Origin of the sequence: Yoonia litorea (assembly GCF_900114675.1) — a bacterium.
GTDB lineage: Bacteria > Pseudomonadota > Alphaproteobacteria > Rhodobacterales > Rhodobacteraceae > Yoonia > Yoonia litorea.
The window spans coordinates 424,354-448,915 of sequence record NZ_FOZM01000003.1; the positions used below are offsets into that span (position 1 = coordinate 424,354).

General features: G+C 59.2%; 24 protein-coding genes and 1 tRNA gene. 14 read left to right on the forward strand and 11 right to left on the reverse strand.

Features of this window, described 5'->3' with window-relative positions:
• Nucleotides 1-55: 55 nt before the first annotated feature.
• The 3 genes from BM316_RS15265 to BM316_RS15275 all read right to left on the reverse strand — a co-directional run bounded on the left by BM316_RS15265 (nucleotide 56) and on the right by BM316_RS15275 (nucleotide 1,753).
• Entirely contained in the window at nucleotides 56-706 is a 651-nt protein-coding gene (locus tag BM316_RS15265; RefSeq protein ID WP_090210304.1) for an SDR family oxidoreductase, read from the reverse strand.
• Between the two features lie 104 nt (nucleotides 707-810).
• On the reverse strand, nucleotides 811-1,218 hold the full coding sequence (locus tag BM316_RS15270; RefSeq protein ID WP_090210306.1) for a DUF1178 family protein: 408 nt from the start codon (nucleotides 1,216-1,218) through the stop codon (nucleotides 811-813).
• Between the two features lie 61 nt (nucleotides 1,219-1,279).
• Nucleotides 1,280-1,753 (reverse strand): NUDIX hydrolase, encoded by a 474-nt coding sequence (locus BM316_RS15275; protein WP_090210308.1) that lies wholly within the window; start codon nucleotides 1,751-1,753, stop codon nucleotides 1,280-1,282.
• Between the two features lie 45 nt (nucleotides 1,754-1,798).
• On the opposite strand from BM316_RS15275, the gene BM316_RS15280 reads away from it, so the two are divergent.
• The 8 genes from BM316_RS15280 to BM316_RS15315 all read left to right on the forward strand — a co-directional run bounded on the left by BM316_RS15280 (nucleotide 1,799) and on the right by BM316_RS15315 (nucleotide 8,495).
• On the forward strand, nucleotides 1,799-2,938 hold the full coding sequence (locus BM316_RS15280) for an acetoin utilization protein AcuC (protein WP_242649928.1): 1,140 nt from the start codon (nucleotides 1,799-1,801) through the stop codon (nucleotides 2,936-2,938).
• Nucleotides 2,939-3,031: 93 nt separating this feature from the next.
• Nucleotides 3,032-3,775 carry a molybdate ABC transporter substrate-binding protein gene (gene modA, locus BM316_RS15285; RefSeq protein WP_090210312.1) on the forward strand — a complete coding sequence of 248 codons (744 nt, stop codon included), beginning with the start codon at nucleotides 3,032-3,034 and terminating at the stop codon, nucleotides 3,773-3,775.
• A complete protein-coding gene (modB, locus tag BM316_RS15290; RefSeq protein WP_090210314.1) occupies nucleotides 3,775-4,464 on the forward strand; it encodes a molybdate ABC transporter permease subunit in 690 nt (229 codons plus the stop codon). The genes modA and modB overlap by 1 nt, the downstream gene beginning before the upstream one ends.
• Nucleotides 4,461-5,522, forward strand: a complete 1,062-nt coding sequence (gene modC / locus BM316_RS15295; RefSeq protein WP_090210443.1) for a molybdenum ABC transporter ATP-binding protein — start codon at nucleotides 4,461-4,463, stop codon at nucleotides 5,520-5,522. The genes modB and modC overlap by 4 nt, the downstream gene beginning before the upstream one ends.
• Nucleotides 5,523-5,583: 61 nt before the next feature.
• Nucleotides 5,584-5,657 (forward strand) — tRNA-Cys (locus BM316_RS15300).
• Between the two features lie 161 nt (nucleotides 5,658-5,818).
• A complete protein-coding gene (locus BM316_RS15305) occupies nucleotides 5,819-6,445 on the forward strand; it encodes a protein-L-isoaspartate O-methyltransferase family protein (protein WP_090210317.1) in 627 nt (208 codons plus the stop codon).
• A 57-nt stretch (nucleotides 6,446-6,502) separates the two neighbouring features.
• On the forward strand, nucleotides 6,503-7,867 hold the full coding sequence (locus BM316_RS15310; protein WP_090210319.1) for a TolC family outer membrane protein: 1,365 nt from the start codon (nucleotides 6,503-6,505) through the stop codon (nucleotides 7,865-7,867).
• Between the two features lie 73 nt (nucleotides 7,868-7,940).
• On the forward strand, nucleotides 7,941-8,495 hold the full coding sequence (locus tag BM316_RS15315; protein ID WP_242649930.1) for a hypothetical protein: 555 nt from the start codon (nucleotides 7,941-7,943) through the stop codon (nucleotides 8,493-8,495).
• On the opposite strand, the gene BM316_RS15320 is transcribed toward BM316_RS15315, so the two are convergent.
• Nucleotides 8,492-9,937 carry a cobyric acid synthase gene (locus BM316_RS15320; protein ID WP_090210323.1) on the reverse strand — a complete coding sequence of 482 codons (1,446 nt, stop codon included), beginning with the start codon at nucleotides 9,935-9,937 and terminating at the stop codon, nucleotides 8,492-8,494. The genes BM316_RS15315 and BM316_RS15320 overlap by 4 nt on opposite strands.
• A 52-nt stretch (nucleotides 9,938-9,989) precedes the next feature.
• Between BM316_RS15320 and BM316_RS15325 the strand changes: the two genes are divergently transcribed.
• Nucleotides 9,990-10,559 (forward strand): cobalamin biosynthesis protein CobQ, encoded by a 570-nt coding sequence (locus BM316_RS15325; protein WP_090210325.1) that lies wholly within the window; start codon nucleotides 9,990-9,992, stop codon nucleotides 10,557-10,559.
• Nucleotides 10,560-10,620: 61 nt separating this feature from the next.
• On the opposite strand, the gene BM316_RS15330 is transcribed toward BM316_RS15325, so the two are convergent.
• A complete protein-coding gene (locus BM316_RS15330) occupies nucleotides 10,621-10,944 on the reverse strand; it encodes a DUF6280 family protein (RefSeq protein ID WP_090210327.1) in 324 nt (107 codons plus the stop codon).
• A 220-nt stretch (nucleotides 10,945-11,164) separates the two neighbouring features.
• Between BM316_RS15330 and efp the strand changes: the two genes are divergently transcribed.
• Nucleotides 11,165-11,728, forward strand: a complete 564-nt coding sequence (efp, locus tag BM316_RS15335) for an elongation factor P (RefSeq protein WP_090210328.1) — start codon at nucleotides 11,165-11,167, stop codon at nucleotides 11,726-11,728.
• Nucleotides 11,729-11,731: 3 nt separating this feature from the next.
• On the opposite strand, the gene ygfZ is transcribed toward efp, so the two are convergent.
• Together ygfZ and BM316_RS15345 are read right to left on the reverse strand one after the other, a co-directional pair.
• Nucleotides 11,732-12,463 carry a CAF17-like 4Fe-4S cluster assembly/insertion protein YgfZ gene (ygfZ, locus tag BM316_RS15340; protein WP_090210330.1) on the reverse strand — a complete coding sequence of 244 codons (732 nt, stop codon included), beginning with the start codon at nucleotides 12,461-12,463 and terminating at the stop codon, nucleotides 11,732-11,734.
• Nucleotides 12,456-14,246: an ABC transporter ATP-binding protein gene (locus tag BM316_RS15345; RefSeq protein ID WP_090210332.1), complete on the reverse strand. Its 1,791-nt coding sequence runs from the start codon at nucleotides 14,244-14,246 to the stop codon at nucleotides 12,456-12,458. Before BM316_RS15345 ends, ygfZ begins: the two co-directional genes overlap by 8 nt.
• A gap of 126 nt (nucleotides 14,247-14,372) precedes the next feature.
• On the opposite strand from BM316_RS15345, the gene BM316_RS15350 reads away from it, so the two are divergent.
• The gene (locus BM316_RS15350) at nucleotides 14,373-15,551 is read left to right on the forward strand and encodes a pyridoxal-phosphate-dependent aminotransferase family protein (RefSeq protein WP_090210334.1); all 1,179 of its coding nucleotides are present in this window, start codon (nucleotides 14,373-14,375) and stop codon (nucleotides 15,549-15,551) included.
• Here the strand turns inward: BM316_RS15350 and BM316_RS15355 are convergent.
• The gene (locus tag BM316_RS15355) at nucleotides 15,548-15,733 is read right to left on the reverse strand and encodes a hypothetical protein (RefSeq protein ID WP_090210336.1); all 186 of its coding nucleotides are present in this window, start codon (nucleotides 15,731-15,733) and stop codon (nucleotides 15,548-15,550) included. The genes BM316_RS15350 and BM316_RS15355 overlap by 4 nt on opposite strands.
• A 47-nt stretch (nucleotides 15,734-15,780) precedes the next feature.
• The gene (locus BM316_RS15360) at nucleotides 15,781-16,896 is read right to left on the reverse strand and encodes a pyridoxal phosphate-dependent aminotransferase (RefSeq protein WP_090210338.1); all 1,116 of its coding nucleotides are present in this window, start codon (nucleotides 16,894-16,896) and stop codon (nucleotides 15,781-15,783) included.
• Nucleotides 16,897-16,972: 76 nt separating this feature from the next.
• On the opposite strand from BM316_RS15360, the gene BM316_RS15365 reads away from it, so the two are divergent.
• Nucleotides 16,973-17,134: a Tat pathway signal protein gene (locus BM316_RS15365; protein WP_090210340.1), complete on the forward strand. Its 162-nt coding sequence runs from the start codon at nucleotides 16,973-16,975 to the stop codon at nucleotides 17,132-17,134.
• 330 nt (nucleotides 17,135-17,464) lie between these two features.
• Here BM316_RS15365 and BM316_RS15370 read toward each other — a convergent pair whose 3' ends face one another.
• Nucleotides 17,465-20,404: a valine--tRNA ligase gene (locus tag BM316_RS15370; RefSeq protein WP_090210342.1), complete on the reverse strand. Its 2,940-nt coding sequence runs from the start codon at nucleotides 20,402-20,404 to the stop codon at nucleotides 17,465-17,467.
• 70 nt (nucleotides 20,405-20,474) lie between these two features.
• Nucleotides 20,475-21,068: an HD domain-containing protein gene (locus BM316_RS15375; protein ID WP_090210445.1), complete on the reverse strand. Its 594-nt coding sequence runs from the start codon at nucleotides 21,066-21,068 to the stop codon at nucleotides 20,475-20,477.
• 136 nt (nucleotides 21,069-21,204) lie between these two features.
• Between BM316_RS15375 and BM316_RS15380 the strand changes: the two genes are divergently transcribed.
• A complete protein-coding gene (locus BM316_RS15380; RefSeq protein ID WP_090210344.1) occupies nucleotides 21,205-23,505 on the forward strand; it encodes a xanthine dehydrogenase family protein molybdopterin-binding subunit in 2,301 nt (766 codons plus the stop codon).
• Entirely contained in the window at nucleotides 23,492-24,562 is a 1,071-nt protein-coding gene (locus tag BM316_RS15385) for a T6SS phospholipase effector Tle1-like catalytic domain-containing protein (protein ID WP_090210346.1), read from the forward strand. Before BM316_RS15380 ends, BM316_RS15385 begins: the two co-directional genes overlap by 14 nt.

The following is a 24,562-nucleotide window of genomic DNA, read 5'->3' on the forward strand; positions in this document are numbered from 1 at the left end:
GATAGGTCTTTGATCGACGCTCCCTTTAATGCCGCAAGGTCAGAAGGGCAATCGGTTAGTAAGGGTGGGGCCGCCCGTCCCAGTTTTCAAAGACACCTGTGGTTTCAGGACCAAGGGTGTCAAAACGGGCCATAAGACCGTCGGCGCTTTCTTCCATTGAGATTGCGGCATTTGGTCCGCCCATGTCGGTGCGCACCCAGCCGGGGTGATAGACACCGACGCCAAACCCCTCTGACTGGAGGTCCATCGCAAGATTGCGCCCGAGGTTCAGAACGGCGGCCTTGCTGGCACGGTAGATGTAGCCGCCCCCTGATGCGATTTCGGATGATCCCATCTGGGAGCCGATGATTGCGATCTTGGGATGATCGCTCAAACGCAAGTTGGACAGAAGCGACTGCACCGTCATAAAGACACCTGTCACATTTGCCGCAAACGTCGCCTCCCAGAGCTGGCTGCGATAACCGCTTTCAAGACGCTCATCCCTGTCGAGGTTCACCCCCGCATTGCAGACGAGAAGATCAATTGGCTGACCTTTCAGCCGCGTCGCAAGCGCACATTGCGACGCAGGATCGATCACATCAAGCTGCAACATATTGTCTTCTTCAGGCGCGCGATGGGTGCCAAAGACCGTCTCGCCGCGCGTGCGATACCCGTCAAACAGCGCCTTGCCGATGCCGCGATTGGCGCCTGTGATCAGAACTGTCATGTGCGGCTCCCTCTTTCATCTTGGTCAAAAAAACTCCCGCCGGAGGCTCCGGCGCGTCCAGACCGTGCGCCAGTCAAACTAGTGCACGCGGCTGCCTTATCCCGCTAGTTGGTCTTTTTCTTTGGCATGAAGGGCAACGGAACGACGGGCACACCGTCTTCGACCAGTTTCTTGGCCTCTTGCAGATTGGCCTCGCCATAGATGGATCGCGCCGGGGCGATCCCGTCGTGCATGTCGCGTGCCTCTTTGGCAAAGCTCTTGCCGACATAATCCGAGGTGCTCTCGACCTTTTCACGCAAAGCCGCAATCGCCGCCTCTTGCGGGCGCGCTGGTGCTGTCACTGCGCGTGACGTGCTGACGGCGGGTGCCATGACGGTTTTGCTGACTTTGGTCGATCCGCAAGTCGCACAGCTGACCATTCCGGCGGCCACGAGCTTGTCGTAAGCCTCGCCAGACTGAAACCAGCTTTCAAACGCATGGTCCTGTTCGCATTTGAGGTTGAATCGGATCATTGATCTTGTTTGTCCTGCAGTGATCGGAAAATAGGCTTTTCCAACAGGCTTGCAAGTGAGCCTAGCGTCCAAGTGATCTGGGATTGAAGCTTGCCACGATCTCGCGCAGCGCCGGCTCAGAGAGCTTTTTGGCCGCTTTTTTCAGACTGAACCATTTTCTGCGGCGCTCGTCTTTTTCGGGCCATTTGCTGTGCACATGCGTGACGTGCATCGGGTAAACAAGTGTGATGATGGGCGCATTGCCGACCTTGCCGGGTTTGGCATGGCTGTAGACCCCAAGACAGATATCCTGCACCTCGCCGCGCAGTCCCGCCTCTTCATAGGCTTCGGTCGCTGCCGCGTTTGCAGGTGTCTGTTTGTGCATCGGCCAGCCCTTGGGGATGATCCAGCGCCGGCGGGTGCGACTTGTGATCAGGCAAACCTGTAGCTGGTCGTTCTTCATGCGCCAGCAAAGTGCCGCAAATTGCGCGCGCACGTCTGTTTTGTGACCTGTGCGCAGCTTCAGTGGAAGCTGCTTTGCGATACGTTTGCCCATGTTCTCCGGCTGAAAAGAGATTAATTCTGCCCCATGGAAGAAGTTATGCAGAGCGTCGATGGCGGAGCAAGTGGATTACCGATTTTTATCGGCAACGAGATTTACCGTCATTCAAGCTATGGCGCTTGGCATCCGCTCAGGGTGCCGCGTGTGTCGACCGTGATGGATCTGGCGCGGGCATTGGGCTGGCTGCCGCCTGCGCAATTCGTGACCAGTCCGCGCGCCAAACCTGCGGCGCTCACCGGGTTTCATACACCGCGATACCTTTCAGCGCTTGTGCAGGCAGAGCACGATGGTGCGGTGACAGATGACGTGCGTGCGCGGCATGCCTTGGGCACACCGTCCAATCCTGTCTTTCCCGAAATGTATCGCAGACCGGCCACGTCTGCCGGTGCCTCGATCCTGGCGGGCGAGTTGTTGCGACGCGGGGGCGTTGTTTACTCACCCGCTGGCGGCACACACCACGGCATGCCTGATCGGGCAAACGGCTTTTGCTATCTCAACGATCCGGTGCTGGCGATACAATCCTTGCGCCGCAACGGGGTGGGGCGCGTTGCCTATATTGATATTGACGCCCATCATCCTGATGGCGTTGAGCATGCCTTCGAGACCGATCCTGACACGCTGATGATCTCTGTCCACGAGGCCAACAGATGGCCACGCACCGGCGCGTTGACGGACAGTGGCGTCGGGCAGGTCTATAACCTGCCGGTGGCGGCAGGTCTGAATGACGACGAAATGGCGTTGATCAGGGACGAATTGATCTTGCCGCTTGTGACGGCGTTTCAACCTGAAGCCATCGTCCTGCAGTGTGGCGCCGATGCCGTGACCGAAGATCCACAATCGCGTCTGACCCTCTCGAACAATGCGCATTGGGCGATTGTTGCGGCACTCAAGCCCATTGCTCCGCGCTACCTTGTGCTGGGTGGGGGTGGCTACAACCCGTGGTCGGTCGGGCGGCTTTGGACAGGCGTCTGGGGCGTGTTGAACGGCCAACAAATCCCAAAGGCGCTGCCGCCTGCCGCCCAAGGTGTCCTCGGTGCGCTGACGTGGGATGGGCCGCTGCGCCGGCATCATCCGCAAGCTCATTGGATCAACACGTTGCGTGACCACCCACGCGGCGGGCCGATCCGGGATGAGATACGCCGCGATGTGGCGCAATTGGCCAAAAGACAGCAGCCCTGACCAGGCTACCCCCGTTCTGGCCGTCATCAATTTTTCCCCTGCTGCCGCAAAGCTCACCTTGCCACCGCATCGCGCGCGTCCAATAGTCGGCCCATGCGTTTTATCGGTCTCATTGCATGTTTGATCCTGGCAGGTTCCGCGCCGGCACGGGCGGATGTGCTGGTGTTCGCAGCGGCCAGCCTGAAGGGACCACTGGACGAGATCGCGGCGCAGTTTGATGATGTCACGGTTTCTTATGCTGGCAGTGGCACAATCGCCCGACAGGTCAGCCTCGGCGCGCCTGCGGATGTGGTCATTCTTGCCAACGCGGTCTGGATGGAGGTGTTGATCGAAGGGCGTCATGTCATCCCTGAAAGCGTCAAGGACGTGGCCTCCAACAGGCTGATCGTGATTGGTGCGGCGGGAAGCGGTGAACTGGCCCTGACAGAAAAGGCGTTCGTTGAAAGACTGGGCGATGGGCGTCTTGCTGTCGGTCTGACAGACGCTGTGCCAGCGGGGATTTACGCGCGCGCCAGTCTGGAGGCTCTGGGGCTTTGGGGCGCCGTCTCGGATCGCCTTGCTGAAGTCGATAACGTTCGGGCCGTTGTTGCGCTTGTTGCGCGCGGACAGGCGCCACTCGGCATCACCTACCGCACCGACGCAGATGTCTCCGACGCTGTGGAGGAAGTCGCCGCATTTCCCGCCGAGAGCCACTCGCCAATCCGCTATACGGCGGCAATAACCCCATCGGACAATCCTGATACAGCCGCGTTTCTGCAGTTTCTGTCCAGCGACGAAGGGCAGGCGCATCTCACTGCAGCGGGGTTTCTGCCACCGCAACCGGAGCCGATTGACTGATGCTCGGCGCTGAAGAGATGACGGCTATCTGGCTATCGCTCAGGGTGGCGCTTGTGGCCACGCTTGTCGCACTGCCGCTGGCGATCTGGATCGCCTATCTTCTTGCCAGAAAGACGTTTCCCGGCAAACAGCTTTTGAACGGCGTCGTGCATCTTCCGCTCGTGTTGCCACCCGTTGTGACCGGATATCTTCTTCTGGTCGTGTTCGGAACACAGGCCCCCGTCGGCCGCTTCCTGTCGGAAACGATGGGTGTCACCTTTGCGTTCCGGTGGACCGGCGCGGCCCTTGCGGCTGGTATCATGGCATTCCCCCTCATGGTGCGTGCGATCAGGTTGGGCATCGAAGCGGTCGATCCGGGGCTAGAGGAAGCTGCCGAAACGCTGGGCAGCACGCGCACGCGGGTCTTTCGGACGATCACGCTTCCCTTGGTTCTGCCGGGCGTTTTCGCGGGTGCCGTCCTCGGTTTTGCCAAGGCGCTGGGCGAATTTGGCGCAACGATCACATTTGTCGCAGCCATTCCGGGCGAAACCCAGACAATCCCGACGGCCATTTATGGCTTGCTTCAAGTGCCGGGGAGCGAACCCGCCGTCGTCGGGCTGGTTTCAGTCTCGATTGCTTTGGCGATGGGCGCCTTGCTGGTGTCTGAATGGCTGGCACGGCGCATGGCCAAAAAGCTGGGGCGCGCATGATCGAGGTCACCGTCAAGAAAGCGCTCGGGCAATTCAACCTTGATGCACGGTTTTCGGCCCCTCAGGGGGTGACGGCGCTTTTCGGTCCTTCAGGCAGCGGCAAAACCTCTCTGATCAACATGATCGCGGGGCTGAATGTGCCCGACAGCGGTCGCATCGACGTTGATGGCACCTGCCTTTATGACAGCACGACAGGCCGCTCACTGCCGGTCAGGAAAAGGCGCGTGGGCTACGTGTTTCAGGAGGCCCGCCTCTTTCCGCATCTCACCGTGCTGAGGAATTTGCGGTATGGTGGTACCCATGATGAAGCGCAGGTGATCAAGCTTCTCGGGTTGTCAGATCTGCGCGACCGGATGCCTGCGAACCTGTCAGGTGGCGAACGGCAGCGGGTAGCTCTGGGGCGCGCATTGATGTGCGATCCGCAGATCCTGCTGATGGACGAGCCTCTTGCCGCGCTGGATGCGCCCCGCAAGGCCGAGATCCTGCCCTATCTTGCACGCCTGCGCGACGAGGTCAGCGTGCCGATTATCTATGTCAGCCATGACATGTCCGAAGTGGCGCAACTGGCGACTACACTGGTCGTCATGGAGTCCGGCCGTGTTGTGGCATCGGGACCTTTGGCGCAGGTTCTCTCTGATCCCGCGATCGTGCCATTGGTCGGGGTCCGGTCCGCAGGCGCTGTGATCAATGCCACCGTCTCTGGCAGATTGCTTGATGACGGGCTGACCGAAGTGGCGTTTTCCGGCGGCAGGCTTCTGTTGCCCGGCAATTTCGGGTCTTTGGGCCAGAAGATGCGGCTGCGCATTCCCGCACAGGATGTCATTCTTGCACGGTCCCGCCCCGAAGGGATCAGCGCACTCAACGTGCTGCCCGTTGTTGTGAAGGCCATCGAGCAAGGCAAGGGACCGGGCGTCGCGGTACGCTTGCAGGCCGGAGACGACATGCTTCTGGCGCGCATCACAAAGCGAAGCGCAGGCCGGATGCAGCTTGCGCGGGGGCAGCAAATCTTCGCGATTATCAAGGCAACGGCGGTGGGCCGCGAAGACATCAGCCTCTAGCCGCTTCCTTCGGTTAGGCTCTTGACGACGCGGCTGCGCAAACGTAGGTGAAGCGCAGGACGGCGAGTGGGCAGGTAGGTTATGCAGCGGATTGCAAATCCGTGTAGACCGGTTCGATTCCGGTACTCGCCTCCAACATTGCCAAATCCCTTTATCTTCCCTGAAAAAACACGCGGGCTGCGGCAGTCTTGTGCAGCCGTTGTTATTGCCGCCCATGCCCAACTGTGGCATGAAGCTTGTGATCTCTATTGAACGAAAGAGTTTAGCGCGTGACTGACTTTACCGCCCGCCGCACAATGATGGTCGACACTCAGGTTCGCCCGTCAGATGTGACAAAATTCCCGATTATCGACGCGATGCTGTCTGTGCCGCGCGAGGCCTATGTGCCAGATAGCAAACGCGAGGCCGCCTATATTGGCGAAAACCTGCAGATCGACTCTGACCGGGTCATGCTGGAGCCGCGCACATTGGCCAAGATGCTTGAGGCGCTGAATGTGCAACCATCGCATGTTGCGTTGGATATCGGCTGCGGCCTTGGCTATTCGACAGCGGTTCTGGCGCAGATGTGCGACTTTGTCGTGGCTGTCGAGGATGAAGAGGGACGCGCGCAAGAGGCACAGTCGATCCTCTCCGATCAAGGGGTTGATAATGCCGCTGTCATGTCCGGCCCACTGGCCGAGGGGGCGGCCAAGTCAGGACCTTATGACATCATCACAATCCAAGGTGGCGTGGAAGACGTGCCACAAGCGCTGACCGACCAGCTTCGTGAAGGTGGACGGATTGCCTGTGTCTTTCTGGAAGGCACGCTCGGTGTCGTCCGCGTCGGTCACAAGCTTGATGGTGTTGTAAACTGGCGTTTTGCCTTCAATGCCAGCGCGCCGATCCTTGCCGGATTTGAAAAGGCGAAGGTTTTTGCTCTTTAATTGATCGTTGGCAGAAACAGCCGCGTATCACACAACAGTTGCATCGAAAGGGAACGCATGTTCGGACGCAAAGGATTGGCCATCACAGCCGCAATCGTGGCGATGGCGACGGCGCCAGCCGCAAACGCACAGTCGCTGTCCGAAGCACTTGCATCGGCCTACAACAGTTCGGGGTTGCTTGAGCAAAATCGTGCGCTTCTGCGGGCCGCGGACGAGGGCGTTGCCCAGTCTGTTGCCGCGACGCTGCCGGTCATCAACTGGTCGGCCTCTGCCACGCGCACCCGTGTGACCACACCGATTGAATCCACCACGAATGCCGCAAATGCCCGCATTTCCGGCAGCGTGACGATCTATGACGGTGGTGCGAATGATCTGGCCATCGAGGCACAAAAGGAAATCGTTCTTGCAACGCGCCAGTCATTGCGTGGGGTCGAACAAAGCGTTCTGCTGCGTGCTGTGCAGGCCTATGCCAACGTCTTGAGCGCGCGCAACTTCGTGCAACTGCGCGAAAACAACGTCCGCCTGATCATTCAGGAATTCCGTGCAGCCCAGGACCGCTTTGAGGTCGGTGAGGTGACGCGGACAGATGTCTCTCTGGCAGAGGCGCGACTGGCCTCCGCACGTAGCCTGCTGGCTGCGGCGCAGGGCGATCTTGCTGTTGCGGCACAGGAATTCAATGCGGTTGTCGGCCAGATGCCAACAAGCCCGCGTGCGGTTTCACCGGCACCGGTGTCCCGCAGTCTGCGTGAGGCACAGGCGCTTGCGGTGCGCAATCACCCCAGCATTCTCGAAGCACAGCATTCGGTAGCCGCTGCCGAACTCAACATCCGTCGCGCAGAGGCGGCAACGCTGCCACGTGCGACGCTTGATGCCTTTATCAGCATTGATCAGGATGGCTATGAAACCGGCCAGCTTGGTGTGAATGTCGGCGGGCCGATCTATTCGGGCGGCCTGCTTTCCAGCCAGATCCGTCAGATCCGCGCCAACCGGGATGCGGCGCGCGCTGGCCTGTTGGTGGCAGTCGAGGCGATTGAACAACAGGTCGCAAATGCGTTTGCGCAGGTGCAGGTTGCGCGTGCGTCCCGTGAAGCATCCGAACAGCAGATCCGCGCCGCACAGGTCGCCTTTGACGGTGTGCGCGAGGAGGCCCAGCTTGGGTCGCGGACAACGCTGGACGTGCTCAACGCCGAACAGGAGCTTCTGGACGCCAGAGCAAACCGTATTGCAGCCCAAGCCAACGAGGTTGTGGCCTCCTATGGTTTGCTGGCCTCGATGGGGCTTTTGACAGCCGATCATCTGAACCTGCCGGTGCAGCAATATGATCCGTCGGCCTACTACAATCTGGTCAAAACGGCACCTGTCGCGATCTCCGAACAGGGCCGCGCACTTGAGCGGGTGCTGGAGGCAATCGGGCAAGACTGACGTCTGAGTTGTCTCAACGTCAGCTTGGCGCTAAAATTGTCGCCAAGGAGCCACGAGCACGGGAATCTTCGGCATGTCCAGGGGTGACGACATTGACGAACTGCTGAGTTCGGTGCGTAATTTTGTTGCGCATAAGGATGTCCGCCCCATGGCAGAGACCGTGACCTCAGATAAACTGCTTCTTACACCGGAGACACGCCTGTCCGATGAGCAGGTCAAGGCGATTGATGCGGAATGGGAAGCCGAACTGCGCGCGCTGGAAGCCGCTGGGATCATTGCACCTGGCAAGGCTCTGGAAATGACTATTGCCGAACTGGAAGAAGCTGTCGCAAAGCTGCCTGATGACTGGGAACCGAGCGCCGAGTCCGATACGGGCGTTGAGACGCAAGACGCACCACAGACCTCTTGGGCATCTGACCCTTCAGACGCGGACGAAGCCTCTGACATCACCACGTCAGAGACATCAGCACTGGCGCTGAGCGAAGACGATTTGCGGGCTCTCGTGGTCAAGATCGTGCATGAGGAACTGAGCGGCGAGCTTGGCGAGCGCATCACGCGCAATGTCCGCAAAATGGTCAGACGCGAGATCAACCGCGTGATGACCAGCCGCGATCTGGGCAACGACTAGCCGGCGATCGCAAGCAGCGTTTCAATGTCGAAATGCGTTTCGAGATGATCCGCAAGCGCATCAAGCGTATCTTGCACCCCGCTGCCGTAGTCATGGTGGCTGACCGGCAAACCGACCGAGGCAAGATAGCTGCCCCGAAAGCTATCAGCCGAAAACAGGCCATGCAGATAGCAGCCTTTGATCTGTCCGTTCGCCGTGGCCGCACCTTCGGCCCGCCCGTCAAGTGACAGCCAGGCATTGCCGGTATCAGGCCCATCGGTCTTGCCGAGATGGATTTCGAAACCTGATACGGAGTCGCCTGTTGGCAGATAGGTCGCATTCGACAAGGCAAGCCGCTTTTGCGGGACCATCACGGTCGAGACCTGCAACAATCCAAGACCGCTGACGCTGGAGGGGGGACCCTCAATCCCGTCAGGATCGTGGATCTCCTGTCCAAGCATCTGGTAGCCGCCGCAGATGCCAAGCACATGGCCGCCACGGCGGACATGCGCTTGCAAATCAACATCCCAGCCCTGTGCACGGAAATGGGCGAGGTCAGCAATCGTCGATTTTGATCCGGGCAGAATAATCAGGTCGGCATCGCCGGGCAGGGCGCGGCCCGCCTCGATGATTTCGACGGTCACATCCGGTGTTGCAGACAGCGGATCAAGATCATCAAAATTGGCGATACGGTTCAGTCGGGGAACAACAATTTTGATCCGCCCGCCGGTCTTGCTTGAAATATCCATGACGTCTTCGGCCGGAAGCCGCCACGCATCGGCAAACCAGGGGACAATCCCCATCGGCGCCCATCCGGTCTTGTCAGCGACGATCTTCATGCCGTCATGGAAGAGTGTTGGATCACCGCGAAACTTGTTGATCGCGAAACCTTTGATCAGATCTCTGTCGGCTTGGGGCAGAACGGCGTCGGTTCCGACAAGCTGCGCAATGACGCCGCCGCGATCAATGTCGCCGATCAGGACGACAGGCACATTGGCCGCACTTGCAAAACCCATGTTGGCGATGTCGCCCGCGCGAAGGTTGACCTCGGCGGGACTGCCTGCACCTTCGACGATAACAAGGTCACGCCCCCGCCCGATCCTTTCAAAGCTTTCCAGCACAGCAGGCATCAGTTTTGCCTTCTGCTTGCCGTAGTCGCGCGCCTTCAGTGTTGCGAACCGCTTTCCCTGCACGATCACCTGCGCCCCGACCTCGCTTTCGGGCTTCAGAAGGACGGGGTTCATATCGACAAGCGGATCAAGGCCACAGGCAAGCGCCTGCAGCGCCTGTGCGCGTCCGATCTCGCCGCCGTCTGCTGTGACCGCAGCATTGTTCGACATGTTCTGAGGTTTGAACGGCGCAACCGACAGACCGCGGCGGACCAGCGCGCGTGCAAGCCCTGCCACAAGCATGGATTTACCCACGTTTGAACCCGCGCCCTGGATCATGATTGCTTTGGTCATCGGCCTCTCCTACGGTCTGTTGTTAGACGCGTGAGGCGTGCGGGGGAAGACAATGAATACGCCGGCACATCTAATTTTCGGCATGACAGCTTTCGGCCGCGTTGGCAGGCCCGCAGTCACGGCTGCCGCCTTTGCGGGTGCCCTGATCCCTGACCTCTCGCTTTACCTGATGGCCGGTACGCATCTGTTCATTCTGGCTACGCCGCCAGAGGTGGTCTTTGGCGAATTGTATTACTCAAACGCATGGCAAAGCATCTTCCGGATCGACAACTCAATCATCCTGTGGAGCATCGGCCTTGGGCTGGCGGCAATGTTGCGTGCGCCGGTATTCATCGCGTTATGCGCGGCGGCGCTGCTGCATCTTGGCCTCGATTTTCTGTTTCACCATGATGACGGGCGGGCGCATTTCTGGCCATTGAGCAACTGGATATTCGAAAGCCCCGTCAGCTACTGGGATCCTAATCACTACGGTCGGATTGTCGGTGCGATTGAGGTGGCCGCGTCGCTGCTGTGCTGCGCCTACTTGTGGCGAACGTTCGCGCATTGGTTCATGCGCAGTCTGACGGTCATCCTTGGCGCGATGGAGTTTGCACCCTTCGTCATTTGGGCGATCATGTTCTAGCGTTACAAATGAAAAACGCGGCCGGATGGCCGCGTCATTCAACAAGTCATCTTTGCAGATATCAGGCTGCGCGTGCTTCTTGCTCGGCAGCGTGACGACGTTCGCTTTCTTCGCGTGACAGGGCGACAGATGTTCTGACACCTTTGCCGACAAATTCCATCAGACCCTGAACGACACGTTCATTCGGGTCGATGCCAGCGCAAGAAAGCACTTCACGGCCATCACGAGACCGCGCCCAACGGGCGATCTGCTCAGGTCCGTTTCCATATTTTTTGTCGTCCGCAATCGCATCATCCAAAGCAGCTAGAACAACAGCTGCAAAGAGCTTGCGGGCACGGTTACCTTGTTCGTTGTTGAACGCTGTACCGTCGACGAAATCTCGCATACTTAATCCTTCTTTTTGCTCTTGTAGTTCCCGCGTGAGGGCCTTTATGCCTTTTCCAAGGCGATTCGGGGAGATTGATTTTGCATATCAGCCATGCGCACACCACATAAGTCGTGTGCCCCAAAACGCTGTTTTGCTGGTCTTGTCAGTTCCCATCCTCGGGGATATAGGCACCAAATGCGTTAAATCAACCTTAACCAAATTCTGAGACGCCACAAAAATGCCAAAAATCAATGGAAACGAAATTCGCCCCGGCAACGTGCTTGAACACGAAGGCGGCCTCTGGGGTGCAGTCAAAGTCGATCACGTCAAACCCGGGAAGGGTGGTGCGTTCGCGCAAGTCGAGCTGAAGAACCTTCGCGACGGGCGGAAACTGAACGAGCGTTTCCGGTCTGCCGACAAGGTCGAGCGGGTCCGCCTTGACCAGAAAGATCAGCAGTTCCTTTTCGAAGACGGCGATATGCTGACATTCATGGACAGCGAGACTTACGAGCAGATTGCGCTTCCAGCCGATATCCTCGGCGACCGCCGTCCGTTCCTGCAAGACGGCATGACCGTGCAGATCGAATACTACGGTGAAGAGGCGCTGAACGTCAGCCTTCCACAAAAGGTCGTCTGCAAGGTTGTCGAGACAGAGCCTGTTGTAAAAGGCCAGACAGCGGCCAATAGCTTCAAGCCTGCCATCCTCGACAATGGTGTCCGTGTGATGATCCCGCCATTCGTTGGTCAGGACGAAGACATCGTCGTCAACACCGAGACATTCGAATACGCCGAGCGCGCTTAAACTCTACTTCAGGCGGGTGAGCGTTGCCTTGCCCGCCTGCATCTGGCCTTCCGCGCGGTCAAACCGCAGGAACGCCAGCCCCTGATCCCCTGATACTGTATGAAGCGTGCCAGCGGGTTTACCGTCTGCTGTGATCTCGTCGCCTGTTTGCGCGTCGCCGGATATCTGCACTTGCGCCAGGCCTTTGCGCAAGGTGGTCTTGTGCTTCATCCGCGCCACGATCTCTTGTCCGACGAAACACCCTTTCTTGAAGTTCACGCCATTCAGCGCCTCAAAACCCGCTTCGAGAATATAGGTGTCCTCGGTCAATTCGATGCCGGTCTGCGGGATCAGATGCGCGACACGCAAGGCATCCCAGTCAGTGTCGTCGCTGATATCCGTCTCGCCATAGGCGCGCCAACCCAATGCCGGGTGGCGGGGGTCCGGATATGCGCCCTCAGGCGCGGGGCCGGTGCCGCGCGAGACGACAAGATCGGTGAGGTCAATGCTGACGTCTGCGCGTAAGCGATACATGGTCAGCTTCTTGCCCAGCAGTTGTATATGAGACGTTGCCACGTCGATCAGCAGACGGTCCTCTTGCGGAATGACAAAGAAATCGGCGACGAATTTTCCCTGAGGTGTCAGCAGGGCTGTGTAGGTGATGCCGCCGTCTTCGGTCACATCATTGGTTACTAGCCCTTGCAGAAAATCGACCCGATCCTTTCCTCCTAAGGCCAGCACGCTGCGATCAGGCATTGGTCTCACTTTCCTCTTGGCTGAATTGCAGGCGATGCAGATCTGCGTAGATCCCGCCCTTTGCCAACAATGTATGATGATCGCCCTGATCAACAACCCGTCCTTGATCCATGACGACGATCGAATCCGCATCGCGTATCGTTGAAAGCCTGTGGGCAATCACAAGCGTTGTCCGGCCCTTGGAGAGTTTTTCCAGCGCGGTCTGAACGATCTTTTCCGACTTTGTGTCGAGCGCGCTTGTCGCCTCATCCAAAAGCAGGATCGGTGTATCGCGCAAAAGCGCCCTTGCAATGGCGACGCGCTGGCGCTGGCCGCCAGACAGGTTTGAGCCGCGCGGTCCCGCAGGGCTATCGAGGCCGTTGGGCAGCGACGACAGGAAATCTGAAACATGCGCAGCATCGAGCACGCGGCGCAGATGGTCTTCGCTGATATCATCGCGGCCCAGCAGTATGTTCTCGCGCAGTGTTTCATCAAAGAGGGCCGCATCCTGCGACACAACCGAGAAGAGACCGCGCAGGTCCGCAAGATCATAGTCCACGATTGCGTCATCGCCGACGCGCACCGACCCTGTTTGCGGTTCCACCAAGCGTGTGAGCACGTTGAAAACCGTGCTCTTGCCAGCGCCTGACGCTCCGACCAGAGCGGTTGTTTTCCCGGCCTCCGCCACAAAGCTTGCGCCGCGCAAAACAGGCAAGTCGCCATACTGAAGCGAGACATCATCCAAAGCAATGCGTGGCGATTGGGTTGGAACAGGTTTGGCTTTGGCGGGGGACTTGATGGTCGGCGCGAGGTTCAGCACATACTGCAGCCGCTCGACACTTGCCGCAGCCATTTGCCATTGCCCGCTCATCAGGCCCAGGCGGCGCAAGGGGTCAAAGGCCAGTGACATGGCCGTGAAGAAGGCCATGAATTCGCCGTTTGTCTTTTCACCGGCAATAATCTCTGACCCGCCATAGATAAGGACGCCTAGGAACCCTATGCCGGTCATGATGTCGATCAGCGAAGGAACGGCAGCCTGGCCGACGGCGGTTCTCACCTCGGCCTTCACACCCTGCCTGATCAAGGCGTCATAGCGGCTTGCCTGATAGTCTTCCAACGCGTTGAGTTTGATCTGGTTGACCCCGTGAAACACCTCATCAAGCCGTGTCGAAATGTTGCCGGCCACTTCGCGGGCGTTGCGTGACCTGCGGCGGATGTAGGCCTGAACCAGAAGTGAAGGCAGCACCAGAAGCGGAATCCCGACGATGGCCAGAAGTGTCCATTGCCAGTCGATCCACAGGGCCACCGAAAGCAGGCCAATGAGCGAAACCAGATCGCGGGCGATCGCGGTCAGGATGCTGCTCCAGACGGCGTTGATCGCGTTGACGTCGCCCTGCACGCGTTCGATGAGTTGACCCGGCGGATGAATCTGGAAGAAACCGGAATCGAGCGTCATCAGATGGCGCAGCAGATGCTTGCGCATATCCGCAGCCGTGTATTGCTTGATCGCAGCCATCAGAATGCGCTGTCCCGCCGAGGTCGCGGCGCGAACAAAAAAGATCGTCATCACGGCAATGCCGACAAAGTAGAGCGCGTTGCGATCACCGGCGGTGAAAACATCGTCGAACATGGGCTGAACAAGACGGCTGATCAGCGCAAGCATCGACCCTTCGATCATCATCAGGACAATCGCACCGGCCAGCATCCACTTGTGATGGCGCAGATAATCGCGCCAGAGCCAAAGGAAAAGCCTGGTTGCCGATTGCTGCTGTGTGGAAGACTGATCGTGCTTTGGCGGCGCCATGAGGTACCTTTGCGAAACGGTTGCTTCGGTTTACTGCCATTTACAGGATAAGGGCAAGCAAGGGGCGGTTGACCTGCGACCTTGGCAGATTACTGTCCGCCTTTGTAATCAGTTGGAATACCACTCATGTCACTCTCCCAAGGTCGCGAATACCTGGCCATCCCGGGCCCTTCTGTCATCCCTGATCGGGTCTTGCAGGCGATGCATCGCGCCTCACCGAATATCTATGAGGGTGAACTGCATGACCTGACGGATAGCCTGATCCCCGACCTCAAGAAGATCGCCATGACCAAGGGCGATGTGGCGATCTATATCGGCAACGGACACGCCGCATGGGAAGCCGCGCTTTCAAACACCCTGTCACGCGGCGACAAGGTGTTGGTACTGGCCACGGGGCTTTTTGGTGTCGGTTGGGGTGAAATGGCCAGTGGGCTTGGGGTCGAGATTGAGGTTCTGGACTTTGGGCAAAGCAGCCCTGTTGATCTGGCGCGGGTGGCCGATGCGCTCAAAGCCGATACCGCACATGCGATCAAGGCTGTGCTTGCGGTTTTTGTCGATACCTCGACAGGGGTCAAGAACGACATCGCGGCGATCAGACAGGTGATGGATGCGGAAAAGCATCCCGCGCTTTTGATGGCGGATTGTATCGCCTCGCTGGGGTGCGACCGCTTTGAAATGGACAACTGGGGTGCAGATGTCACCGTGTCCGGCTGCCAGAAAGGGTTGATGACCCCCGCGGGGATGAGCTTTGTCTGGTTCAACGACAAAGCGGCCAAGGTGCGCGGCGACTGCGTGACCCCTTATTGGGACTGGGCCCCTAGAACAGATCCCGAAGTCTATTTTCGCTATTTTTGCGGGACGGCACCGACCCATCACCTTTATGGATTGCGCGCTGCTTTGGATATGATCCTCGCCGAGGGTTTGGACGCTGTTTTCGACCGACACCGGAAACTTGCCGAGATCATCTGGAGCGCGATCAATGTCTGGGCCGAAAAAGGGCAGATCGCGATCAATGTGGCTGACCCGGCGCATCGCTCGCATGCTGTGACATCGATCTTTGCGGGATCGCCAAACGGTGATGCCTTGCGGCATTGGTGTCAGCACAACTGCGGACTGACACTTGGCATCGGACTGGGTCGCGAACCTGCCGACGCCTATTTCCGCATCGGCCATATGGGACACGTCAACGCGCAGATGGTGATGGGCGCGCTTGGGACGATTGATGCCGGATTGAAGGCTCTGGATATTCCGCATGGCGCGCATGCGTTGAGTGCGGCGGCAGATGCGCTAGCGCAGCGGGCCTAGGAACTGCGGACGCGGCCAATCCATTTGAAGACTTCATTGATGCCGTAGGCGACGATGGCAAGCCAGATATAGCCAAGCGCCGCAGCGATCACCCAAAACGACATGAACAGGATGACCCAAAGCGTCGCCAGAAAAGCGTTTGTGTAATCTTCAACAGCCTCGATCGGGCGGCGATATGACATGCGATGATCCTCTTACCCAGCCAAGATTATCGGCAATTCTGAAGAAATCACTTTAAATTTTCGTGTGCAGCGGCAAGTGCCGCCGGGAGCGCCTTTTCAAACGCGGAAATCTGCTCATTGGTTCCGCAGCTTACTCTGATGCACCGATCTTGCGGGGCGACAAATGGCATTCTGACAAAAATGCCTGCCGCAACAAGGTTGGACAGCACCGCTCGCGCAAAGCCGCCGTCATGGCCACAGTCGATTGTCACGAAGTTCGTGGCCGACGGGAGCGGCGTCAGGCCGTTGGCGCGGGCGATCTCGCCAATCCGGTCGCGTGAAGCCGCGACTGTCGCTTGGATATGTTCCAGCCATGCGGTGTCGGCGAGGGCGGCCAGTGCGCCGTCTTGCCCGATCCGCGACATGCCGAAATGGTTGCGCACCTTGTGAAACCCGGAAATCACCTCCGGATGGCCAATCGCGTAGCCGACCCGCGCGCCTGCCATGCCATGCGCCTTTGAGAATGTCCGCATCCGCAGGACGTTCTGGGTGCTTGTATCCAAGGCAGGGGCCGTGCCTTCGGGGGCGAGATCGACATAGGCCTCATCCAAAATCAGCAGGCAGCCCTCAGGCAGGCGGTCAATCATGTCTTGCACGACCTCTGCACTGTGCCAGCTGCCCATCGGGTTATCAGGGTTGGCGAAATAGATGAGCTTCGCGCCGACCTCATCCGCCTTTGCGATCAATGCATCGGGGTCCTCAAGGTCGCCCTTGTAGGGCACCTTGTGCAGCATCCCGCCAAAGCCTGCCACATGGTAGTTGAAGGTCGGATAGGCCCCGTCCGAGGTCACAACCGCGTCGCCTTCACCAACGTAGAGCCGCACCACAAGCCCCAACAGCCCGTCAATGCCTTCGCCGACCATGATCGTCTCGGGCGCAATCCCGTGATGGGCGGCCAGCGCGTGACGCAGGTCATGGCTTTCAGGATCGCCATACATCCAGACCTCAGACGCGGCCTTTTGCATGGCCGCAATGGCCTTCGGCGAGGGACCAAAGGTGCTTTCATTCGCGCCAAGGCGGGCGACGAAAGGACGGCCCATTTGCCGTTCTTGTGTCTCTGGCCCGACGAAAGGCACGGAGGCAGGCAGGGATTGCGCAAGCGGGGTCAGGGATGGTTTTTTCATGGCGTCAGATAAGCCTGCACTGGTATTTCGCGCAAGCGCCCATATATGAGAATGGTTCTCAACTGGAGGGTTGACGATGAAACTGAGCAGACGCGGGTTTCTGATCTCAAGCGGCGCTGCCTTGACGGTGCGCGCGGTTCCGCAAATGGCGACCAGGCCCAGTGGCAGGCGTATCCTGACGCTGGTCTATGACAAGGCGCTGGGCATGATGCGTGCCGTAGAAAGGGTTGTGCCCTAGGCCAGCACAAAAACCCCGACGGCCATCCATTCGGGCTGTCAGGTTTCGTGCATGAATAAAGGAAAGATCAAGGGGGCGGGCCCGCCGGAAAACGGTCTCTGGGTCCGGCAGCTGAGAACTGCCGGAGCGATCGCGTGGATCCTGCACCTTTGTCAGAGGTGGTCTTGGGATCCGGTACGAAACCTGATCTTGACCCGGGACGCATTGCTTTGCCCCGAGAATGAGCGCTCGGGAAGAAAGATAACCCCGACGGATTGGCGAGTGGTAAAGGCACCGTCCGGTGGGGCGGGCGGCGCGGGTCTTGCTCGCGCCGCCTGTTCTTGATGCTGTCTAGCCGATCTCTTGCAGACGTGTGATCGCGGCCTTGATCTGGGTCTCTTCATTTTCGCGCAAGCTCAGGTTTTCGCGGGCTTCGGCGACAACCTCATCAGGGGCGGATTCGACGAATTTGGGGTTGTTCAGACGTCCGCGCAGACCGCCGAGTTCCTTGCCCAGCTTTTGCAGCGTCTTTTCCAAACGTGCGATTTCGGCTGCCACGTCGATCAGGCCCTCAAGCGGGATAGCGAACGTGCCGCCTTCCATTGGAATCGTGACCGTGCCCTTGGGGAATGCATCAACCGCCGTCAGGCTTTCGATCCGCGCAAGGCGCTGGATCAGGGCCGCGTTATTGTCCCAAGCCGACTGCCCCTTGGCGTCAAGGTCTTTGACCAGAAGCGGCACCTTGGCCCCTGCAGGCACATGCACCTGCTGACGGGCGGAGCGGGTGTTCTCGATCAGCGCGATCACCCAGTTCATCTCGCGGTCTGCATCGGCATCGACCAGATCGGCTGCCGTGTAGGTCGGCCAGTCGGCGTGCACCAGCATCTTGGCGCGGGCTTCGCCCATGCCCCAGAGTTCTTCGGTGATGAAGGGCATGATCGGGTGCAGCATGATCAGGCACTGGTCCAGAACCCAGCGCAGGGTCTTTTCCGTTTCCTCTTTGGCTGCGGCATCATCGCCCTGCAGGATCGGTTTGGAGAACTCCAGATACCAGTCGCAGACCTTGCCCCATGTGAAGGCATAAAGCGCGTCGGCCACATCGTTGAAACGGTAGGCTTCCATGCCTGCGTCAACGGCTTCGCGGACCTTGGCGGTCTCGCCGATGATCCATTTGTTCAGCGTCTGGCTGGCCTCCGGCATCGGCGCATCGCCGGGGTAGGGGATTTCGTAATGGTCGGCAAAGCTGAAAGCATTCCACAGCTTTGTGCCGAAGTTGCGATAGCCCTTGATCCGGTCCTCGCTGATCTTCAGCACGCCACCAAGGGCCGCCATCTGCGCGTTCGAGAACCGCAGCGCGTCTGCGCCGTAGGCGTCGATCATCTCAAGCGGGTCGATGACGTTGCCGCGGGTCTTGGACATCTTCTCCCCCTTGGCGTCGCGGACAAGCTGGTGCAGGTAGACGGTGTGGAACGGTTCCTTATCCATCACCGCCTCGGACATCATCATCATGCGGGCGACCCAGAAGAACAGGATGTCCTGACCGGTGACAAGCACGTCGCCGGGGAAGTATTTCATCGCCTCGTCTTCGGCGGGCCAGCCGAGGGTGCCGAAAGGCCAGAGGCCGGAGGAGAACCAAGTGTCGAGGACGTCGGGGTCGCGGGTAAGTGTAACGCCCTCGCCAGCAAGCGCTTGTGCTTCTGCTTCTGTCGACGCGCAGAATTGATTGCCATCTGCATCAAACCAAACCGGAATCTGATGCCCCCACCAAAGCTGGCGCGAGATGCACCAAGGCTCGATGTTCTCCAGCCAGTGGAAGAACACCTTTTCCCCGCTTTCGGGCATGATCTTCACGCGGCCTGACCGCACGCTTTCCAGCGCAGGCTCGACAATCTTGGCGCTGTCCACGAACCACTGGTCCGTCAGCATCGGCTCGATGACGACTTTTGAGCGGTCGCCGAAGGGCTGCATGATCTTCTTCTTCTCGACCAGCGGGACGAGTTCGTCGGCATCGGTGCGCGCTTCGCCGCCCTCTTCGGGGGCGACGGGGGTTTTCACGGGGTTTTCCAGCCGCGTGTCGGTGGCCACGGTCATCACTGCGTTGCCTTCTGCGGTGATGTCGGCCACCACGCGGGCGCGCGCCTCGAACCGATCCAGCCCGCGATAGGCGTCGGGCACAAGGTTCATCGCGGCGATCATCGCCTCGTCGAACTCCTGTTCGCCGTTTGCAATCGCTTGAGCAACGGCGGCTTCCTCGGCATAGGGTTTGCCGTCGGCGCGCATGTTCCCCTTGGTATCCATCAGCGAATACATCGGGATATTGCCGCGCTTGGCGACCTCATAGTCGTTGAAGTCATGCGCGCCGGTGATCTTGACCGCACCCGAGCCAAATTCAGGATCAGGGTAGGGGTCTGTGATGATCGGGATCAGGCGGCGGTGTTCTTTTGGCCCAACCGGAATTTCGCAGAGCTTGCCGACAATGGGCGCGTAACGCGCGTCCTTGGGGTTCACGGCCACCGCACCATCACCCAGCATGGTTTCGGGGCGTGTCGTCGCGATCGAGATGTAGTTGCGGATCTCGCGCAGGGTGACGTTCCCGTCCTCGTCCTTCTCCACGTATTCGTAGGTCTCGCCACCGGCCAGCGGGTATTTGAAGTGCCACATGTGGCCGTCGACCTCGATGTTCTCGACCTCAAGGTCAGAAATCGCGGTCTCGAAATGCGGGTCCCAGTTCACTAGGTATTTGCCGCGATAGATCAGGCCCTTGTTGTAGAGATCAACAAAGACCTTGAGCACGGCGTCATGGAAGTTGCCGGGCTTTTCACCTTCGGGCGCGCTTTCCGCCCCCGACATAGTGAAGGCCGAGCGCTCCCAATCCATCGAGTCGCCCAGACGCCGCGCCTGCTGTTCGATCACGCCGCCCTTGTCGGCCTTCCATTCCCAAACTTTTTTCAGGAACGCCTCGCGCCCCATGTCGGTACGCTTGGGCTGCTGGGTTTCGGCCAGTTCTTTCTCGACCATCAACTGGGTCGCGATCCCTGCGTGGTCCAGCCCCGGCTGCCAAAGCGTATCGAACCCCTGCATCCGCTTCCAGCGGGTCAGCATATCCATCAGCGTGTGGTTAAAGGCGTGGCCCACATGCAAGTGACCCGTCACATTCGGTGGCGGCAGCATGATGCAGAAGGTTTCATCCTTCGATTTGTTTGCACCGGCTTTGAACGCGCCTGACTGTTCCCACATCTGATAGATGCGTGGTTCTGCTTCGGCGGCGTTGAATGTCTTTTCCATGGCCATGGTCGGGTCTCTCCTACGCTTGGGGTGGCAGATAGCGGAGAGGGCGCGGAAGGAAAAGGGGCAGCGCGCCCTAGCTGGTCAACGGGACGCGCACGCCTGGTTGGATCACCGCCGGATCATAGGGTTTGCGGGCAAAGACCTCTTCCACTCTGCTCCGGAAATGATCAAGCGGCAGGGTGTCATAGGCGGGATCGAAAGAGCTTTGGTCCCAGCGTTCGCAAAAGGTCGCGCAATCGTCGAAATAGGGGTGGTCTTTGTAGGCGTCGCGCTTGTTGGGATCGCCGCCCACGTGATGGCCGTAATAGACCATCTGGAAATCGCCGTGCTTTTCCACGACCCACGTCACCTGCTCGCGCACGAAAGGGCGCAGGATGGTGGCTGCGTATTCGTCGTGATTGTAGGGGGCATAGATATCCCCGATATCATGCAGCAGGGCTGCAACGATCCAGTCGGTGTCCGCCCCGTCGCGTTCCGCCCGTGTCGCCGATTGCAGCGAATGGCCAAGGCGGGTGATCTGGTAGCCCGAAAGGCTTTCATCAAGGCTCACCAAGGCGTTGAGCAAACGTGAGGCGGTCCCTTTTGTATATTCAATTTCGTGCTCGGTCAGGAACTCGTAATCTTCCTTGTCGCCGTCCTTCATCGCGGTGAATTTGACGTGGTCCATCGGTGCCTCCCCAGCCTGACGTTTCTGTCGCTGAGATTGCGCCGCAAGACGCAATCGGTAAAGACGAAACATTGCCCAAGGGTGGACAACAGGCGGCGCACCGCTAGGGTCCACCACAGGAAGCGCGAGAGGCAGCATGGAAAAGTTCGGCAAATCTCAATCCGTCAAACGTATCGAAGACCTCCGGTTTCTGACCGGTGAGGGGCGCTATGTTGATGATATCGTGCCAGACGGCGCACTTTATTGCTATTTCCTGCGCTCGCCTGTCGCGCATGGGGAAATCACCGCACTTGACGTTGACGATGCCCGCGAGATGCCCGGCGTGCATCTGGTTGCCACGGTCGAGGACCTGATTGCGTCGGGGATGAAGATTGGTCTGGGTGGCACATTGGTCACCAACCGCGACGGGACCAAAGGTGCAGCACCCGAACGTCCGATGCTTGCCAAAGATCGTGTCCGCCATGTGGGCGAGCCGATCGCGATGATCGTGGCGGAGAGCCTTGCAGAGGCCCGCGATGCCGCAGAGGTGATCATGCTCGATATCGACGATCTGCCCGTGCATATCGGTCTGGCAACCGGTGGTCCTGAAATCCACCCCGAGGCGCCTGACAATATCGCTTTCGATTGGGGGTTGGGTGATGCCGAGGCGACACAGGCGGCGATTGCCGAAGCCGCGCATGTGGTCACCTGCGAGGTCATGGACAACCGTGTGATCGTCAACGCAATGGAACCCCGTGGCTGCTATGCCGAAGTCGTGGATGGAAAACTGCATGTCGCCGTGAACGGCCAAGGTGTCTGGGTGCCCAAGAAAGACCTGATGGACCATTTCGGCCTTTCCGCCGACGAGGTGCGCGTCACCAACCCCGATACAGGCGGCGGCTTCGGGATGAAGGCCATGCGGTACCCGGAGACCTTCTGCGCGGCATTCGCTGCTCGCGCGCTCGGTCGTCCGACGCGGTGGATGTCGGACAGGTCAGAGGCCATGCAGACAGACAATGCGGGTCGTGATCTGACGACTAAAGCGACACTTGCCTTTGATGCTAACTATCGCATGACCGCCTATAGCATTGAAACCATTGCGAATATGGGTGCGTATAATTCTCAGTTTGCACAGCCGATCCAGACCGAATTGTTCTCCAAGGTCCTGATGGGCACCTATGATGTGCAGAATGCCTTTATGCAGGTCACAGGGATTTTCACCAACACCACGCCGGTTGATGCCTATCGCGGCGCTGGACGTCCCGAAGCGATCTTTGTTCTTGAACGCACCGTAGACGAGGCAGCGCGTCAGTTGGGCCTTGATCCTTGGGAATTGCGGCTGAAGAACTTCATCAAGCCTGACCAGTTTCCATACACTTCCGTGACGGGGCTGACCTATGACGTGGGCGATTTCGCTATGGTGCTGAACAGCGCGTCACAGGCGGCAGATCGCGAAGGCTTTGCAAAACGTGCTGAGGCATCCCGCGCCGCTGGCAAGCTGCGGGGCCAGGGGCTTTGCTATTACATCGAAAGTATTCTGGGTGATCCCAGTGAAACCACGACGGTTGCATTTACCGGCGATGGGGCGCGAATGTATGTGGGCACCCAATCGAACGGGCAGGGCCACGAGACAGTCTATGCCCAGTTTCTTGAGGACCACTCCGGTATTCCTGTCGACAAAATCGAGATCGTGCAGGGTGACAGCGACCTGATCGCGCGCGGTGGCGGGACAGGTGGCTCGCGATCAGTCACAGTCCAGAACACCGCCACCCTTGCAACAGTGGAGGCGATGGTGTCCGCCTTCACCGCATTTCTGGCAGATGCAGAGGGCGTGGATGCCGCGGCGGTCAGCTTTGACGACGAACGCTTCAGGATCAACGGCTCCAATCTGACGCCAACGATGCTCGAGGTCGCCGAGATGGCGCGCGAGGCCGGTCGCGATGATCTGCTCAAGCATTCAGCACGGATCACGCTCGACAACCGCAGCTTTCCAAACGGTGCCCATGTTGCCGAGGTGGAAATTGATCCCGAAACCGGGGTTGTCAGGGTCGATCGCTATACGGTCGTCGATGACTTCGGCAACCTCATCAACCCGATGCTCGCCGAAGGACAGGTCCACGGTGGCGTCGTTCAGGGGATCGGGCAGGCTTTGACGGAACGGGTCGTCTTTGACGAGGACGGGCAGTTGCTCACGGCAACGTTCATGGACTATGGGATGCCACGCGCTGATGATGTTCCCATGATCGCCTTTTCGACCGAATGCACACCGTCGCTTTACAATCCGATGGGCATGAAAGGCTGTGGTGAGGCCGGCACTGTTGGCGCGCTTGCGGCCATCAGCAATGCGGTTGTTGACGCGCTCTGGGGCATCGGTGTGAGACATGTCGAAATGCCCTTCACACCGCACCGCATCTGGCAGGTGATAGAGGACGCAAAGAAGAACAGTGCCGCTGCGTGATTGGTTCTTTGGGCTTTTTGGGCGCAGGCCGCGCACCGAAGATGACGCGGCCCGCAGCAAAGACACTGCGACCCACGTCATCATCCTCGACGGCACCATGTCGTCGCTGCAAGAGGGGCGCGAGACGAACGCCGGGCTGACCTATAAGCTTTTGCTGGAATCAGGTCGCCGCGCGAACCTCACGATCCATTATGAGGCAGGCATCCAATGGCGTTACTGGCGCAGCGCGTGGGACGTGATCACCGGCAAGGGGATCAATCGCCAGATCGCGCGCGCTTACGGTGTCCTTGCCAGCCGCTACCAGCCTGGCGATGAAATCATGCTCATTGGGTATTCACGCGGGGCCTACGCGGTCCGGTCGCTGGCGGGCGCTGTCGATCTGGTCGGGCTGGTCAGGCAGGAATGCGCAACCGAGCGCGTGATCCAGCAGGCCTACCGCCACTACAAAGAAGGCGCGACAAGCACCGCGGCCAAAGAGTTTCGCGACGCCTATTGCCACGCCGATGTAGAAATTGAGGCCGTCGCCGTCTGGGATACTGTCAAAGCGCTTGGTTTGCGGTTGCCGATTGTCTGGCGGTGGTCGGAAGGCAGGCACGGCTTTCACAATGACGCGCTGGGCCCGCATATCCGCAACGGCTTTCATGCATTGGCGATGGATGAGACCCGACTGGCCTATCAGCCGATCATGTGGGCCAGTGCCGACGACAGCGCGACCCATGTCGAGCAGGTCTGGTTTCGCGGCACACATGCCGATGTGGGCGGTCAGGTCTGGATCTATCCCCCCGCGCGGCCACTGGCCAATATTCCGCTGGTCTGGCTGCTTGAGCGCGTTTCTGCCTGTGGCTTGCCCTTGCCTGATGGGTGGTCAGACCGCTTTGTTCAGGATGTCACCGCACCATCAATTGGCGGATGGCGGGGATGGGCCAAGTTCCTGATCACCCGGCGGAAACGCAAAATCGGGCAGGACCCGTCGGAACGGATACACGAAAGTCTGGGCGAAACGGCTGTCGGCCGCCCTGACCTAGTCCCGCAGCTCCATGATCAGGCAGGTCGCTGA

Excerpts from the sequence above, each read along its gene's own strand:
- BM316_RS15265 (WP_090210304.1), bottom strand. The coding sequence starts at position 706 with ATGACAGTTCTGATCACAGGCGCCAATCGCGGCATCGGCAAGGCGCTG.
- BM316_RS15270 (WP_090210306.1), bottom strand. The coding sequence starts at position 1,218 with ATGATCCGATTCAACCTCAAATGCGAACAGGACCATGCGTTTGAAAGC.
- BM316_RS15275 (WP_090210308.1), bottom strand. The coding sequence starts at position 1,753 with ATGGGCAAACGTATCGCAAAGCAGCTTCCACTGAAGCTGCGCACAGGT.
- BM316_RS15280 (WP_242649928.1), top strand. The coding sequence starts at position 1,799 with ATGCAGAGCGTCGATGGCGGAGCAAGTGGATTACCGATTTTTATCGGC.
- modA (WP_090210312.1), top strand. The coding sequence starts at position 3,032 with ATGCGTTTTATCGGTCTCATTGCATGTTTGATCCTGGCAGGTTCCGCG.
- modB (WP_090210314.1), top strand. The coding sequence starts at position 3,775 with ATGCTCGGCGCTGAAGAGATGACGGCTATCTGGCTATCGCTCAGGGTG.
- modC (WP_090210443.1), top strand. The coding sequence starts at position 4,461 with ATGATCGAGGTCACCGTCAAGAAAGCGCTCGGGCAATTCAACCTTGAT.
- BM316_RS15305 (WP_090210317.1), top strand. The coding sequence starts at position 5,819 with ATGATGGTCGACACTCAGGTTCGCCCGTCAGATGTGACAAAATTCCCG.
- BM316_RS15310 (WP_090210319.1), top strand. The coding sequence starts at position 6,503 with ATGTTCGGACGCAAAGGATTGGCCATCACAGCCGCAATCGTGGCGATG.
- BM316_RS15315 (WP_242649930.1), top strand. The coding sequence starts at position 7,941 with ATGTCCAGGGGTGACGACATTGACGAACTGCTGAGTTCGGTGCGTAAT.
- BM316_RS15320 (WP_090210323.1), bottom strand. The coding sequence starts at position 9,937 with ATGACCAAAGCAATCATGATCCAGGGCGCGGGTTCAAACGTGGGTAAA.
- BM316_RS15325 (WP_090210325.1), top strand. The coding sequence starts at position 9,990 with ATGAATACGCCGGCACATCTAATTTTCGGCATGACAGCTTTCGGCCGC.
- BM316_RS15330 (WP_090210327.1), bottom strand. The coding sequence starts at position 10,944 with ATGCGAGATTTCGTCGACGGTACAGCGTTCAACAACGAACAAGGTAAC.
- efp (WP_090210328.1), top strand. The coding sequence starts at position 11,165 with ATGCCAAAAATCAATGGAAACGAAATTCGCCCCGGCAACGTGCTTGAA.
- ygfZ (WP_090210330.1), bottom strand. The coding sequence starts at position 12,463 with ATGCCTGATCGCAGCGTGCTGGCCTTAGGAGGAAAGGATCGGGTCGAT.
- BM316_RS15345 (WP_090210332.1), bottom strand. The coding sequence starts at position 14,246 with ATGGCGCCGCCAAAGCACGATCAGTCTTCCACACAGCAGCAATCGGCA.
- BM316_RS15350 (WP_090210334.1), top strand. The coding sequence starts at position 14,373 with ATGTCACTCTCCCAAGGTCGCGAATACCTGGCCATCCCGGGCCCTTCT.
- BM316_RS15355 (WP_090210336.1), bottom strand. The coding sequence starts at position 15,733 with ATGTCATATCGCCGCCCGATCGAGGCTGTTGAAGATTACACAAACGCT.
- BM316_RS15360 (WP_090210338.1), bottom strand. The coding sequence starts at position 16,896 with ATGAAAAAACCATCCCTGACCCCGCTTGCGCAATCCCTGCCTGCCTCC.
- BM316_RS15365 (WP_090210340.1), top strand. The coding sequence starts at position 16,973 with ATGAAACTGAGCAGACGCGGGTTTCTGATCTCAAGCGGCGCTGCCTTG.
- BM316_RS15370 (WP_090210342.1), bottom strand. The coding sequence starts at position 20,404 with ATGGCCATGGAAAAGACATTCAACGCCGCCGAAGCAGAACCACGCATC.
- BM316_RS15375 (WP_090210445.1), bottom strand. The coding sequence starts at position 21,068 with ATGGACCACGTCAAATTCACCGCGATGAAGGACGGCGACAAGGAAGAT.
- BM316_RS15380 (WP_090210344.1), top strand. The coding sequence starts at position 21,205 with ATGGAAAAGTTCGGCAAATCTCAATCCGTCAAACGTATCGAAGACCTC.